Source organism: Flavobacterium sp. (assembly GCF_017744675.1).
Lineage (GTDB): Bacteria > Bacteroidota > Bacteroidia > Flavobacteriales > Flavobacteriaceae > Flavobacterium.
Genome location: NZ_JAGIAV010000001.1, coordinates 749,834 through 765,716, shown reverse-complemented (window position 1 = coordinate 765,716; position 15,883 = coordinate 749,834). Strand labels below are relative to the sequence as shown.

General features: G+C 33.9%; 14 protein-coding genes. 10 read left to right on the top strand and 4 right to left on the bottom strand.

The genetic code is table 11. The features are described 5' to 3' along the window. Positions 1-111: 111 nt before the first annotated feature. From J7574_RS03370 to J7574_RS03335, 8 genes are all read left to right on the top strand, one after another. Complete coding sequence (locus J7574_RS03370; RefSeq protein WP_290964218.1) at positions 112-657, top strand: NADH-quinone oxidoreductase subunit I; 546 nt, start codon at positions 112-114, stop codon at positions 655-657. After that, a complete protein-coding gene (locus J7574_RS03365; RefSeq protein ID WP_290964215.1) occupies positions 658-1,197 on the top strand; it encodes an NADH-quinone oxidoreductase subunit J in 540 nt (179 codons plus the stop codon). After that, complete coding sequence (gene nuoK / locus J7574_RS03360) at positions 1,197-1,517, top strand: NADH-quinone oxidoreductase subunit NuoK (protein WP_290964212.1); 321 nt, start codon at positions 1,197-1,199, stop codon at positions 1,515-1,517. Before J7574_RS03365 ends, nuoK begins: the two co-directional genes overlap by 1 nt. A 6-nt stretch (positions 1,518-1,523) precedes the next feature. Then, entirely contained in the window at positions 1,524-3,407 is a 1,884-nt protein-coding gene (nuoL, locus tag J7574_RS03355) for an NADH-quinone oxidoreductase subunit L (protein WP_290964209.1), read from the top strand. A 10-nt stretch (positions 3,408-3,417) separates the two neighbouring features. After that, complete coding sequence (locus J7574_RS03350; RefSeq protein WP_290964206.1) at positions 3,418-4,857, top strand: NuoM family protein; 1,440 nt, start codon at positions 3,418-3,420, stop codon at positions 4,855-4,857. Positions 4,858-4,923: 66 nt separating this feature from the next. Continuing rightward, positions 4,924-6,315: an NADH-quinone oxidoreductase subunit N gene (locus J7574_RS03345; protein WP_290964203.1), complete on the top strand. Its 1,392-nt coding sequence runs from the start codon at positions 4,924-4,926 to the stop codon at positions 6,313-6,315. Between the two features lie 165 nt (positions 6,316-6,480). Beyond that, entirely contained in the window at positions 6,481-7,251 is a 771-nt protein-coding gene (locus tag J7574_RS03340; RefSeq protein WP_290964200.1) for a Bax inhibitor-1/YccA family protein, read from the top strand. Positions 7,252-7,729: 478 nt separating this feature from the next. Then, positions 7,730-10,573, top strand: a complete 2,844-nt coding sequence (locus J7574_RS03335; protein WP_290964197.1) for a T9SS type A sorting domain-containing protein — start codon at positions 7,730-7,732, stop codon at positions 10,571-10,573. A 67-nt stretch (positions 10,574-10,640) separates the two neighbouring features. Here the strand turns inward: J7574_RS03335 and J7574_RS03330 are convergent, their stop codons facing one another. Continuing rightward, positions 10,641-12,194 (bottom strand): aldehyde dehydrogenase family protein, encoded by a 1,554-nt coding sequence (locus tag J7574_RS03330; protein WP_290964195.1) that lies wholly within the window; start codon positions 12,192-12,194, stop codon positions 10,641-10,643. 180 nt (positions 12,195-12,374) lie between these two features. Here J7574_RS03330 and J7574_RS03325 point away from each other — a divergent pair, with 180 nt between their 5' ends. After that, positions 12,375-13,331: an MBL fold metallo-hydrolase gene (locus J7574_RS03325; RefSeq protein ID WP_290964193.1), complete on the top strand. Its 957-nt coding sequence runs from the start codon at positions 12,375-12,377 to the stop codon at positions 13,329-13,331. 54 nt (positions 13,332-13,385) lie between these two features. Next, positions 13,386-13,673 carry a type II toxin-antitoxin system RelE/ParE family toxin gene (locus J7574_RS03320; RefSeq protein ID WP_290964191.1) on the top strand — a complete coding sequence of 96 codons (288 nt, stop codon included), beginning with the start codon at positions 13,386-13,388 and terminating at the stop codon, positions 13,671-13,673. Here J7574_RS03320 and J7574_RS03315 read toward each other — a convergent pair. The 3 genes from J7574_RS03315 to J7574_RS03305 form a co-directional block, all read right to left on the bottom strand. Next, entirely contained in the window at positions 13,666-13,977 is a 312-nt protein-coding gene (locus J7574_RS03315) for a hypothetical protein (RefSeq protein WP_290964187.1), read from the bottom strand. The genes J7574_RS03320 and J7574_RS03315 overlap by 8 nt on opposite strands. 138 nt (positions 13,978-14,115) lie before the next feature. Further along, positions 14,116-14,655, bottom strand: coding sequence for a 3-hydroxyanthranilate 3,4-dioxygenase (locus tag J7574_RS03310; RefSeq protein WP_290964185.1), 540 nt, complete (start codon positions 14,653-14,655; stop codon positions 14,116-14,118). A gap of 121 nt (positions 14,656-14,776) precedes the next feature. Beyond that, positions 14,777-15,874 (bottom strand): endonuclease/exonuclease/phosphatase family protein, encoded by a 1,098-nt coding sequence (locus J7574_RS03305; RefSeq protein WP_290964182.1) that lies wholly within the window; start codon positions 15,872-15,874, stop codon positions 14,777-14,779. Between the last annotated feature and the right edge of the window lie 9 nt (positions 15,875-15,883).

Sequence of the window (15,883 nt, the reverse complement as noted above, 5' to 3'; positions counted from 1 at the left end):
TTCACCACAAAAAATACAGCGGATAGCAGGATTAAGCTTCAAATAAAAAACAAAAATAGATTTTGAATTTGATTGATGTCAAATTGTAAGTCATAAACTATAATAGTAAAAATGTCAATAGAAACTATATCATTATCGGGTAGAAAAAAGGTGGTGTCAAATAAAGACATGTCTTTTGTTGAACGATTGTATCTTGTGGCGATTGTAAAAGGTTTGGTCATTACCGTAAAACACCTTTTTAGAAAAAAAGTTACCATTCATTACCCTGAGCAGGTTCGTGAAATGAGCCCAGTTTATCGTGGTCAGCATATGTTGAAACGCGATGAACAAGGTCGTGAAAACTGTACTGCTTGCGGATTATGTGCTTTGTCATGCCCTGCTGAAGCGATTACAATGAAAGCTGCAGAGCGTAAGCCTGATGAAAAACACTTGTATAGAGAAGAAAAGTATGCTGAAATCTACGAAATCAATATGCTTCGTTGTATTTTCTGCGGTTTATGTGAAGAAGCATGTCCAAAAGACGCTATTTACCTAACAGAATCTAAAGTATTGGTTCCAGCTAGTTACAATAGAGAAGATTTCATTTTCGGGAAAGATAAATTAGTAATGCCTTTAGAAATGGCTATGAAAAACGCTCAACTTAAAAACGCTAACTAAATGATACATATTCCTAATTTTGCACACGCAACAACTGTTCAAGTTATCTTTTGCTTTTTAGCGTTTATTACCGTTATTACTGCTTTCTTGACTATTTTCAGCAGAAACCCGATTCATAGTGCCATCTATTTGGTAATTTGTTTCTTCTCGATTGCTGGTCATTATTTACTATTAAATTCTCAATTCTTAGCTGTTGTTCATATAATAGTCTACTCTGGGGCTATTATGATTCTGTTCCTGTTTACGATCATGTTGATGAACTTGAACGAACAACGAGAAGTTCACCGTCCTAGAATTACACGTCTAGGTGCTATTGTTTCTTTCTGTTTAATATTGATTGTTTTGATTACCATCTTTATTAACTCAAAACCAATTGTGGGTGAATACGATTCTACTGGAGAAGATTTCCAATCAATTAAAGTTTTAGGTAAAATTTTATTGGACGAATATATGGTTCCTTTCGAATTTGCTTCAATCTTACTTTTGGTTGCTATGATTGGAACAGTTCTATTGTCTAAAAAAGAAAAATTAAATAAATAATGGGTAATATATTAAATCAAATAGGTATTGAAAACTACATCTTTTTGTGTGTTGTACTTTTCTGTATTGGTATTTTTGGTGTATTGTACAGACGAAATGCTATTATCGTTTTCATGTCTATCGAAATTATGTTGAATGCGGTAAACCTTTTATTTGTTGCTTTTTCAACTTATCATCAAGATGCGCAAGGACAAGTTTTTGTGTTCTTCTCGATGGCGGTTGCTGCAGCCGAAGTTGCGGTAGGATTGGCCATTTTAGTTTCTATCTTTAGAAATATCGGCTCAATTAGTATCGATAATTTAAAAAATTTAAAAGGATAATCAGAAATGGATACCAATTTAACTTTAATTTTAGTTTTAACTCCTTTACTAGGTTTTCTAGTAAATGTCTTTTTTGGAAAAAGCTTAGGAAAAACAGTTTCTGGTGCAATCGGAACTATTGCCGTGGCGATTTCTTTTGTAGTTTCTCTTTTACTTTTTAATCAAATAACTTCTACTGGAAAAGGAATTCAGGTTACTTTATTTGATTGGATTCAAATTAGCAACTTAAAAATCAATCTTGGATTTTTATTAGATCAACTATCTGTTCTTTGGTTACTTTTTGTAACTGGAATTGGATCTTTGATTCACTTATACTCTATCAGTTACATGCATGATGATGAGAATATGCACAAGTTTTTTGCCTATTTAAATCTATTCGTATTCTTTATGATTACGCTTGTAATTGGAAGCAACTTATTAGTTCTTTTCATTGGATGGGAAGGTGTTGGACTTTGTTCTTACCTATTAATTGGATTCTGGCATAAAAACCAAGATTATAATGATGCTGCGAAAAAAGCTTTCATCATGAACAGAATTGGAGATTTAGGTTTATTAATCGGAATGTTCATCATCGGTTCGATGTTCTCTACATTAGATTATGCAACTTTACAAACTGCAATTGCTGGAGCTACTAATTTAAATTTACCATTACTTTCTTTAGCTGCTTTATGTTTATTTATTGGAGCTTGTGGTAAATCTGCTCAAATTCCGTTATACACTTGGTTACCTGATGCGATGGCTGGTCCAACTCCAGTTTCTGCATTAATCCACGCGGCTACGATGGTAACTGCAGGTATTTTTATGGTAACGAGATTAAACTTTGTTTTCAACCTTGCAACAGATGTTCAAACTGTAATTGCGATTATTGGAGCTATCACTTCATTAGTTGCTGCTACAATTGGATTGGTTCAAAACGATATCAAAAAAGTATTGGCTTACTCTACAGTTTCTCAATTAGGTTTAATGTTCTTAGCATTAGGATTTGGAGCTTATGAAGTAGCTGTTTTTCACGTAATCACTCACGCTTTCTTTAAAGCTTGTTTATTCTTAGGATCTGGATCTGTAATTCACGGATTACACGGAGAGCAGGATATGCGTAACATGGGAGGTTTGCGTAAAGTAATGCCAATTACATTCTGGACAATGTTGATTTCTTCATTAGCCATTTCTGGAGTTCCATTCTTCTCAGGATTCTTTTCTAAAGACGAAATCTTATTGACAGCTTTCCACCACAGTATTCCATTATACGTTGTTGGATCGGTTGCTTCAATCATGACAGCTTTCTATATGTTCCGTTTAATGTTCTTAACTTTCTTCAAAGAATTCAGAGGAACTGAAGAGCAAAAACACCATTTACACGAAAGCGGTTCTTTAATTACCATTCCGCTTATCATCTTAGCTATTTTAGCAACTTTTGGAGGATTGATTAGTTTACCTGGAAACAGCTGGTTAAACGAATATCTTGCTCCTCTTTTTACAAAAATGGCTGGAGAAGAACATCACTTAGGAACAACTGAATATGCTTTAATGGGTGTTGCAGTTCTTGGCGGATTATTAGGAATTTTAATTGCTTACATCAAATACTTCAAACAAGATAATGTTCCAGAATCTGACGAAAACATTACTGGTTCAAGCAAAGTGTTATACAACAAATATTATGTAGACGAAGTTTACGATGCTGTATTTGTTGCGCCAATTAATAGTTTGTCTAAATTCTTTAGAGACTATATCGAGACAGGATTATCTGCGCTTGTTTTTGGATTAGGTAAGATAGCAAACGAAATTGCTTTCCAAGGAAAAAAATTACAAACCGGAAGTATAGGATTATATCTATTTGTTTTTGTTTTAGGACTTTGTGCAATTGTTTCCTATATATTTTTAGCTCAATAATATTATAACTATGAACGTTTCTACTATATTAATTATACTTTTAATTGGTGCATTTGCCACTTATTTTTCTGGTGACAAACTAGCTTCAAAAGTTGCTTTGCTATTTAGTTTGGCAGCTTTAGGATGTTCAATTGTATTATTGAATAATTATAACGCTGGCGAAAATATCAGCGTAATCAATAGCTGGATTACTCAGCCAAAAATTTCTTTCGCTTTAAACGCTGACGGACTTGGGCTTGCAATGGTTTTATTAACTGCAGCTTTAACTCCGATTATTATATTTTCTTCTTTCGGAAATGAATATAACAATTCAAAAAGTTTTTATGCTTTGATCTTGTTTATGGCTTTTGCTATGACAGGAACTTTCTTAGCATCTGATGGTCTTTTATATTACATTTTCTGGGAATTAGCTCTTATTCCAATTTACTTTATTGCTTTAATTTGGGGTAATGGCGATGCTGAAGAGCGCAGAAAAGCAGTGGTTAAATTCTTTATTTACACACTTGCTGGTTCATTATTCATGTTAACTGCTTTCATTTACTTGTACCAAAAAGCGGGTTCTTTCTTAATTGAAGATTTATACAAACTAAACTTATCTGCTTGCGAGCAATTCTGGATTTTCTTGGCTTTCTTCTTAGCTTATGCTATCAAAATTCCAATTATTCCTTTCCATACTTGGCAAGCAAATGTATACCAAAAAGCACCAACTGTTGGAACAATGCTTTTATCTGGTATCATGCTTAAAATGGGATTGTACAGTGTAATTCGTTGGCAATTGCCACTTGCACCAATCGCTGCAAAAGAATACCTATACATCTTTATCGCTTTAGGAATTGCTGGAGTTATCTACGGTTCTATTGTAGCTTTAAGACAAAAAGATTTAAAGAAATTATTAGCTTATTCTTCTCTTGCTCACGTTGGGTTAATCGCTGCGGGATCTTACACTCTTACTCTTGATGGTTTAAGAGGAGCCGTTCTGCAAATGATTGCTCACGGTTTTGTTGTAGTGGGATTATTCTTTGCTGCTGAAGTAATTTTCAGAAGATATGAAACTAGAGAAATTGAAGCTTTAGGAGGAATTCGTACTCAAGCTCCAAAATTCACATCGATGTTTTTAATCTTAGTCTTAGCTTCTGTTGCACTACCAAGTACATTTAACTTTGTTGGAGAGTTTACAGTATTATACAGTTTATCTCAAATCAATATCTGGTTTGCTATTCTTGGCGGAACAACGATCATTTTAGGAGCTTACTATATGTTGAGAATGTTCCAACATGTAATGCTAGGCGAAACAAATTCTAAAACATTTGCTGATGTTACACTTAATGAAGGAATTTCATTTGCGGTAATCATCGCTGTTTTATTATTCTTTGGTTTCTATCCAAAACCAATCACAGATTTGATTACACCAAGCTTGGAAACTATTTTACAAGTTATCAATAAGAACTAATATTTTAAACAAAAAATAAATTAGGATTACACTTAAAAATTGAAATCCTAAATCAAAAAGATAAAAATGAATACATTAATAGCTATAACAGGATTGGGTATTTTCTGCCTATTGTTTGAAATTCTTAATTTAAGAAAGGCCATCATTCCTATTACCATTCTAGGTTTAATAGGTGTATTGGCACTTAATTACTGTGAATTTGGAACAGAACAAAGTTATTACAACAATATGATCGCAGTGAGTAAGTTTTCTACAGCTTTTTCATCATTGTTTATCGTTTTGACTATTTTCCTTGTAGCATTAAGTCATAATTTTTACCACAATCACCCAACGAAAATTTCAGATTATGTGGCAATTAAAGTTTTCTTACTAGCTGGAGCTGTAGCAATGGTTTCTTTTGGAAACTTAGCCATGTTCTTTTTAGGAATTGAAATCTTATCTATTGCTTTATATGTACTTGCTGCAAGTGATCGTTTAAATATTAAAAGTAACGAAGCAGGTATGAAATATTTCTTAATGGGATCTTTCGCATCAGGAATTATCTTATTCGGGATCTGCTTGATTTATGGTGCAATGGGAACTTTTGACATTAGTGAAATTCACGAAATTGCACTTTCTGCTGAATTACCAATCTGGTTTCCAATTGGATTAATTTTAATGATTATTGGAATGTTATTTAAAGTTGCCGCAGTTCCTTTCCATTTCTGGGCTCCAGACGTTTACGAAGGTTCTCCTGCTTTAACAACTGCTTTAATGAGTACATTAGCAAAAGTAGTAGCTATTGCAACTTTATTTAAATTGATTTCTGGTATGAATGTAATTTCTTCTTTTGAAAATCAAGATCTTTTACACACATTTGAAGTTATCGTAGTTATCATTTCTATTGCTTCTATGTCTGTTGGTAATATTATGGCATTAAGACAAGTAAACGTAAAACGTATGCTTGCTTTCTCTGGAATCTCTCATGCAGGTTTCATGTTAATGACATTATTAACAGTTTCTGCATCAGCTGGAGTTTTATTATACTATACTGCTGCTTATGCATTAGCTGGGATCGCTGCTTTCAGTGTAATTTTATATGTGTGCAGAGATCGTGATAACGAAGACATTACAAACTTCCACGGTTTAGGAAAAACAAATCCGCTATTGGCTGCAATTCTTACAGCTTCATTACTATCAATGGCCGGAATTCCTATTTTCTCTGGATTCTTTGCTAAGTTATTTTTATTCAACCAAACTATTCAAGCAGGATATATTGGTTTAGTAATCGTTGCGGTAATTAACTCTATTATAAGTGTTGGATATTATTTCAAACTTATTATTGCAATGTATTCTAAAGAACCTAATCAAGAAAGAACAGGAAGACCTTTCCTTATTTATGCTACAGCTGTAGTATCAATTGTTTTAAACATTGCATTAGGTTTATTTCCATCATTAGTTTTAGACTTATTGAAATAAGAAAAAATCTCTTAATTTAAAATATTCGAAAATCCATTAAAGTTTATTTAATGGATTTTTTTTATGCTATCAATACAGAACAGAAATTCATGTTAAAAAATTCTTTACTCAGATTGCACTTCAAAAAATCTCCATATATTTGAGTTCAATTAAATGTATTACAACATGAACTTTAATTCAAAAAATCCATTTTTAAACAGTAAGCGTTTTTCATCAAATGCTGAACCTAGAACAGAAGTGCACCAAGCTCAAATTATTGATTATAATCAAGAAATGACGGTGTCTGGAACTATCAACAAAACAGCCATCTTATTCCTAATTTTATGCGGTGCTGCTATGGTGACATGGTGGATGACTTTTAATGGAATGAACCCAATGCTTCCTACAATTGGAGGTGCAATTATTGGTTTTATCCTTGTATTAGTTTCTTCATTTAAACCACAGGCCTCTCCTTACCTAGCGCCAGGATATGCTTTATTTGAAGGATTGTTTATAGGAGGTATTTCTGCAATATTTGAATTGAAATTTCCCGGAATTGTAATCAACGCCGTTGGAGCAACTTTGGTTACTTTCTTGGTTTGTCTTGGTCTATATAAATTTAGAATTGTTAAAGTTACAGAACAATTCAAATCTGTTGTTGTTGCTGCAACCTTGGCAATTGCGACTTATTATTTAATTTCTTGGATTGTATCATTGTTTACAAGCTGGACGCCTGTTCATTATGGAAATTCTATGATGAGTATTGGTATTAGTGTTTTTGTAATCATTGTAGCGGCTCTTAACCTTTTCTTAGATTTTGACTTAATTGAAAAAGGCGCAAGAGAAAAAATGCCAAAATTTATGGAATGGTACGGAGCAATGGGATTAATGATTACATTGGTATGGTTATACATCGAATTCTTAAGACTTCTATCTAAATTTGCAAGCAGAGACTAGAGTTTGTCCTTATATAAAATTGAAGCCCCTTTGAGTAAAATCAAAGGGGCTTTTTTTATTTCATTTATTTATTTTTTTCCATCGCAAGTACTACTTATTATTCACAACTTCTAAGAATAATCTGTTTGTGGAAACTAAAAAAGAATCTAATTCTTACAAAAAAGTAAAATGTAATTTATGTAATTAAAAAAAATTACAAATTCTTTATAAGTACCTTCTTCAAATTGTGAAATTGCTAAAAGCTAGAAAAATACGGCATTCCGTAATCATAAAAAATGTGTAATAAATTACAATTCATGCAATTAATTACATTTTTCACACTTAAACAACTAAAAAATTACATTATGATATATTTTTTAGTAAAAAAATTACCGTATTAAAAATTAATATATAATTTTGTGTAATCGATTACAATTAAACCACTTGGAGTCGAAAGTAAAACCACTTACTTATTATTAACTATCTAAACAAAACACTTATGAAAAAAAACCTACTTTTCGTGGCTGTATTTCTTATGACAGTCCAATTATGGGCCCAAACTATTAATGAAGCTTCGGGCTGGCTAGAATCTGCTTTTGTAAAATGGCAACCAGTCAGTGGTGCCCAGACCTACAATGTTTACTACACTGGAAATGGACTTACAGACAAAAAAATTGACGACCAGCTTATCCGAAGTTATGGTTCTTATTTTCGTGCTGATATTCCAGGACTTAAAGCCGGAACTTATACTGTAAAAGTAAAACCTGTTATAAACGGTACTGAAGGAACTGGAACTACAACAAGCAGTTTAACGGTCGTAGCACATGACCGAAACGGATTTGCTTTTGAAGGTGGCCGCGTTCCTGGAGGATACAAAGCAGACGGAACACCTAAAGATAATGCCGTAATTCTTTACATCACTCAAAATACCAAAAATACAATTTCGATGAATATTACTGGAGCAAGTGCAAATCCATGCATTGGTTTACAAAATATTCTCTATGCCATTAAAAAAGGAAAAGACACTCGTCCGTTTATTATCCGTCTAATCGGAAATATTACAGACATGACTGTAATGGAAGGTGGCGATGTGGTTATTGAAAATGCAAACAATGCTTCAAGTTACGTTACAATTGAAGGTATCGGCGACGATGCTGTAGCAAACGGATGGGGAGTTCGATTAAAATCGGCTTCAAACATAGAAGTAAACAATCTAGGATTTATGAACTGCGACAGTACTGCAGGCGACAACGTAGGAATGCAGCAGGACAATGATCACGTTTGGGTTCATAACTGTGATTTATTTTATGGAAACGCAGGAAGCGATGCTGACCAAATAAAAGGTGATGGAGCATTAGACAATAAAACTTCGACTTACATCACCATGTCTTACAACCACTTTTGGGACAATGGAAAAGCAAGTCTTTTGGGGTTAAGTGAAGGAACAACCGCTGGTTTATATGTAACGTATCACCACAACTGGTTTGACCATTCAGACTCTCGTCATCCTCGTGTACGCTATTACTCGGCACATATTTACAACAACTATTATGACGGAGTTTGTAAATATGGCGCAGGATCGACTATGGGATCTTCACTTTTTGTTGAAGGAAACTATTTTAGAAACAGCAAACACCCAATGTTAACTTCTCTTCAAGGTTCTGATATCTGGGACGAAGCTAATCAAGTAAATAATGCAGGAACAATGGGAACTTTCTCTGGTGAAGCTGGAGGAAGCATTAAAGCTTATAATAATACTTTTGACGCTTCTAACGGAACAAATAATATGCGTTTTGTAGCTTATAATGATCCGAATCCGTTGTATAATATTTCAGGAAAAATAAGCTCGACAACAGATTTTGATGCTTACGTAGCTGCAACAAGAGGAGAAGTGGTGAGCAGTTCTGTAAAATCTAAATCTGGCGCTAATATCTATAACAACTTTGATACAGATGCTAGTTTGTATGTAAAAAATCTAGTTGTTGATACTCCAGCGGCGGCAAAAACAAAAACGACTCAATATGCAGGACGTGTATCTGGAGGAGATTTAAAATGGACTTTCAACAATGCTACAGATGATACTTCTTCTACAGTTATTACAGCTTTAAAAACTGCGCTAACTAACTATACAGGAAATTTAGTGTCTGTACAAGGAGAAGGAAATCCTCCAGCTGGAACACAGACTTTAACTTTGACTTCTGCTTCAAACAACAATCAAACTGTTGCAAGCGGTACTGCAATCTCATCAATTGTATTTACTTGGGGTGGAGATGCAACTGACGCAACTGTAACAGGAATACCTGCTTCTGGATTGACTTTTGTAAAAAATACTACAGCGAAAACGATCACTATTTCGGGTACGCCAACTACAACAGTTTCGTACTCTATTGCAACTTCTGGAACTAGTGGTTCCCCAGCCACTGGCTCAGGAACTGTAACTGTTACTGCTGCAGGTAATCAAACTTTGACTTCTACTGGCAACAACAGCCAAACTGTTTCTTCTGGAACTGCTATTGCTTCAATTGTATTTACTTGGGGCGGAGACGCTACAGATGCAACTGTAACTGGATTGCCAGCTTCTGGATTGTCTTTTGTAAAAAACACTACAGCAAAAACAATAACAATTACAGGTACTCCAACTGCAAACGTATCGTATTCTGTAACAACTTCTGGAAGTGCCGGGTCTCCTGCAACAGCATCTGGAACTATAACTGTTACAACAAGTTCTAGTGGATCTGAAATTCATAATTTTACAACTTCTGGAAAAACAAGCGCATTTTATACCATTACTGGAAATATGAATTCAACTCCAGGTTCTGTAACTTACAATGGATTAACACTTACCGAGCGTCTAAAAATAGAATCTAGCACATCGATAACATATACCACAACCAGTGCATCGACCTTGACATTAGTTTTTGATTCTAATTTTACAGGAAGCATTAAAGTAGACAATGTTTCGTATACGGCATCTGCTGGTATTGTAACCGTTTCTGTTGCAGCAGGTTCTCATTCTATCACTAAAAATTCTGTTGCCAACTTATACTATATCAGCACCGTTTATAGCGGAAGCACTTTAAAAATGGCTGCAGTAGCAGATTCAGCAACGACTGCAGAACCAGCAAAAATAGTTCTATATCCGAATCCTTTTTCAAGCACTTTATACTTAGCAGACCCTGAGCAAAAAGTACAAAATGTACGTATTTATAATATTTCTGGAAACTTAGTAATTAACTCTGGAAGCTCTGAAAGCATTGACACGAGCAGTTTAATTCCTGGAACTTATCTAGCAAAAATAACCACTGTAGACGGATCAATTAACCAAACACTTATTAAAAAGTAAAACTAACTTACCTAAACTGAAAGGGCTTCCAAATTTGGAAGCCCTTTTTATTTCAGATTTTGTAAAATTACAAATCAAACTTAATTCCCTGCGCTAGCGGAAGATTTGTTGTATAATTGATGGTATTGGTTTGTCGTCTCATATAAATTTTCCAAGCATCAGAACCTGATTCGCGTCCGCCACCTGTTTCTTTTTCACCTCCAAAAGCGCCACCGATTTCAGCACCAGAAGTTCCAATGTTTACGTTTGCAATTCCGCAATCAGAACCAATTGCCGACAAGAATCTTTCAGCTTCACGTAAATTATTGGTCATAATTGCAGAAGATAATCCTTGAGCAACACCATTTTGAATTTCGATTGCATTTTCAACTTCGCCAGAATATTTAATTAAATACAAAACTGGAGCAAATGTTTCATGCTGTACAATTTCAAAAGAATTCTCAGCTTCAGCAATTGCAGGTTTTACATAACAGCCACTTTCATAACCTTGGCCAGAAAGCACTCCTCCTTCTACAAGAATTTTTCCTCCTTCTGCCACTACTTTGTTTAAAGCTGCAGTGTACATTTCAACAGCATGAGTATCAATTAGAGGTCCAACATGATTATTTTCGTCAAGCGGATTTCCGATTCGTAATTGTTTGTAAGCTGCAACAAGAGCATCTTTTACTTTATCATAAATGCTTTCGTGAATAATCAATCTTCGAGTTGAAGTACAACGCTGTCCAGCAGTTCCAACAGCTCCAAAAACAGCTCCGATAACCGTCATTTTTATATCTGCATCTGGAGTCACGATAATAGCATTATTTCCTCCTAATTCTAACAACGATTTACCTAATCTTCCTGCAACAGTTTGCGCCACAATTTTTCCCATTCTAGTCGAACCGGTCGCAGAAATAAGCGGAATACGAGTGTCTGCAGTTAGCAACTCCCCTATTTTGTAATCTCCATTTATTAAACACGAAATTCCTTCTGGAAGGTTGTTTTCTTTAATAACTTGAGCAATTATATTTTGACAGGCAATACCGCAAAGAGGTGTTTTTTCAGAAGGTTTCCAAACGCAAACATCACCGGAAATCCAAGCTAAAGCCGTATTCCAAGACCAAACTGCAACTGGAAAATTAAATGCCGAAATAATTCCAACAATTCCCAACGGATGATACTGTTCGTACATTCGGTGACCTGGTCTTTCAGAATGCATCGTTAATCCGTGAAGCTGACGAGATAATCCGACCGCAAAGTCGCAGATGTCAATCATTTCCTGAACTTCTCCAAAGCCTTCCTGCAAAGATTTCCCCATTTCATAAGAAACCAATTTGCCTAAAGCTTCTTTATTTTGTCTCAATTTTTCTCCAAACTGACGTACAATTTCACCACGCTGTGGCGCAGGAATCAACCTAAAGGTTTTAAACGCTTCTGCAGCCGTTTGAATTGCTTTTTCATAATCTTCTGCTGTTGACATTTTTACCGAAGCAATTAATTTTCCGTCAACTGGAGAATAACTCTCTAAGATTTCCCCAGAAGAAAAATTATTGATTCCCGTTGATGTACCATCATTTATCGTCTTGATGCCCAATTTTTCAAGAGCTTCCTTCATTCCAAATTGCGATGCTATTGTTGTCATTGTAACTTTTTTGGTTAAAATTGTTATATTTTTATGTAAAGATATTGTTTTAGAATTAATTTCCGATTGAAGTTAATTTATAAATAAACGTAAATTTAAGTTTATTTTATAGTATTAACAGAAACGAAACTTTATTATTGAATTTATTTAATGAAATTTGCAATACTTAAAATTCAAAATATGACTCATTTCAGTAGGCTTCTGCTTTGTTTGCTTTTAGTTTCAACCCAAATATTTTCTCAAAAAGCTAAAACTTCTTTTTCTGTAGTTCCTCTAGGTGTAATGGGCGGTATAGACGAAAAAAATCTTTCGGCTTATTTAATAGCTCCATCAAACACAACCGATTATATCTGCCTCGATGCCGGAACTGTAAACGCCGGAATTGAAAAAGCAATTGAAAAGAAAACTTTTAAAGTTTCGACAAGCGAAGTTTTACGAAAATACATCAAAGGATATTTGATTTCCCATGCGCATTTAGATCATGTTTCGGGATTAATTATCAATTCTCCTGCAGATTCTTCAAAGACGGTTTATGCAACTAACAAATGCATGGAAATGATGGAAAACCATTATTTTAACGATCAAACTTGGGCCAATTTTGGAGATGCAGGGCCTGGTTTTCATATCAAAAAATATCATTTTCAGACTTTAGATTTGGCAAAAGAAACCCTTTTGACTAATGCTAGAATGACCGTTAAAGCATTTCCTTTAAGTCATGTTAATCCGTTCGAGAGTACCGCTTTCTTAATTAAAAACGATACTGATTATGCTTTGTATTTAGGCGACACAGGACCAGATGAAGTAGAAAAAAGTACTAATCTTCGTGATTTATGGACAGCTATTGCACCATTGGTTAAAGAAGGGCAATTAAAAGGAATTTTTATTGAAGTTTCATTTCCGAATGAACAACCAGATAAATTTTTGTTCGGACATTTAACTCCAAATTATCTAATGAAAGAGCTTCACGTTCTAGAAGACTTATCAGGAAAAGGTTCTCTGAAAAACTTTAAGATCATAATCACTCATTTGAAACCTCCTGCAAAGAATATTGCAAAAATTAAAGAGCAATTAAAGAAGCAAAATGATTTGGGAGTACAAATTATTTATCCTGAACAGGGGAAGAAGTTTGAGATGTAAGCAATAAATTGTAAGTTATTTTTTATATTTTAGCCAAATAATTAAATTTAGTTGATGGAAATTATTTGGTCAAAGAGAGCCAATTATACTTTTTATAATATCCGAAATTATCTTGAACACTTTTGGTCTCCACTTGTAGCTCAAAAATTTATCAAAGAGGTTTTACATATAATTGCGCTTTTAGAAAAAAATCCTATGCTTGGCAAATACAATTCAGATTTGATATGTAGAGAAATCTTAATTTCAAAACATATCACTTTATATTATAGGACACAAAAAAATCAAATAGAGTTAATTACATTCTACAACAATCGCCAAAAACCAATAAAAATGTTTATATAAGGTTTTTACTTTTTAATTCTGCCAACATCTGTTCATGTGTTATAAAATCTCCATTGTCTAAATCACGTTTCCCCTGCTCAATATCTGCTTTTAGTTCAAGCATAAAATTTTCTTCTGGAGAAAGGATCTTAGCAATTGAAAGAACTTCATCAGGAGTAAATGTATGCGTCTTTAGTTTACGATAAAATGTTGGCCTCGAAATACCAACTTTCTCAATAATGTAATTTTTTTTAAAAGGAGATTTACTCATTAAATCTTCTATGTCATCAACTATTTTCTTATATGCTATAATTTCCTGTATCATAATTGATTTTCTATAGTTTCATTTATGATACAAATATATTAAAAAAATAAAACATTATTTATTTTGAACGAAAATACATCAAAAATAAAACCCGACAGGTTTTTAAAAACCTGTCGGGTTATTGCTTATATAAAAAAATTATTTCTTCGCTACAAATCTCGGATCAGTTTCCATAACCGTTCCGCAATTATCGCAAGTTCTTAATTCTTCTGAATTGTAAAAATGTTCAAAATGAGGAAGAAAATCTTTCTCTATATTATGAAGTTCAAAATACACTTCGTACAATTTATGATTGCAGTTGTCGCAATGCCAAAGTAAACCATCTGTATAACCGTGTCCAGCGCGCTTTCTTTCAATAACAAGACCAATCGAACCTTCTGAACGAACAGGAGAATGCGGCACTTTGGCAGGATGCAAATACATGTCACCCGCATTCAATTCCATTTCTTTACGTTGCCCATCTTCCTGAATTACAACCTTAATGCTTCCTTCTAATTGGTAAAAAAGCTCTTCAGTTTCATTATAATGATAATCTTTTCGAGCATTCGGCCCTGCTACAATCATCACAATATAATCTCCAGAATCTACATATAGATTTTTATTTCCAACAGGTGGTTTAAGTAAATGACGATTTTCATCAATCCATCGGGTTAGGTTAAAAGGTTTTGCTATAGCCATTTTTTGAATTCTAATTTTATGAATAGCTAAGGTAGTGAAATTTGTAGAGACACACTGTAGTGTGTCTTAGATTCTATTAGATCATTTCAAAACGAAAATTTAGATGCACTGCAGTACGTCTCTACTTAAATTCTTTTATCAGATAAACATAAACCGGAAAATGATCACTAAAACCAGCTTCTGACAATGTATTTCGCAATGGATAACCTTTGTATTGTCCTGAACTTTGAATAAGATAGGGTTTATTGAAAATACCTGCTTTCCAGAAACTGAAAGTTGAAAAATCAGCTTTAACCAGAGATTCTGTTAGAATGATTTGATCAAAAATATTCCAAGAATCGCGATAAGCAATAGTTCCTAAACCTTTATTAGCAAGCTCTTCAAACGGATTAAAAACTCCGAACTCTGCAATTTCCTCTTTTACGCCTTTCGCTCCCAATCCTGTTTTTATACTTTTATTAAATGGTCCGTCGTTAAAATCTCCCATTGTCAAAACTTTTGCTTGAGGATTAATTTGTTGCAAGGAATCTATAATTTTTCTATTCAATTTCCCTGCTGCTTCACGAAACAAACTAGTTGCTTTTTCTCCACCAGATCTCGACGGCCAATGATTGACAATAATATGAATTTCTTCCTCTTCCAAAAATCCCGACACCAAAAGCTGATCTCTTGTAAAAATCCTATTCTTATTTTCTTTTTTAACTTCCGTTTCATCATCCAAAACTTCCATTTCTTCTTCTTTCTTAAGATTTTCTTTTTTATAAATAATTAATGGAATATTCGAATAAGAAGTCGGTCTGAAATACTTTTTCTGATACAGCAACGCCACATCAATACCGCGTTTATCTGGCGAATCAAAATGAATGATGCCTAAATCTAAAGGATGTAGTTTCGGTTGTTGGATTAAATTTTCTAAGACATTTCGATTTTCTACTTCTGCGCACCCGATTAGAGTGGGCGCACTTGGATTTTCTGGTGTTCCAATCTCAGATATCACTCTCGCCAGATTCTTTAATTTCTGCTCGTATTTCTCTACTGTCCAATGCTGTGCTCCATTTGGCGTCCATTCGTCATCATTCGTAAATGCATCATCTACAGTATCGTAAAGATTCTCAAAATTGTAAAAGGCTACAGTATGTATCTTATATTTTTTGGATTGACCAAAAAGAACTGATAGAGAAAGAAAGAAAAGTAAACAAAAACTAGATTTTAATGGCATATAGAGAAT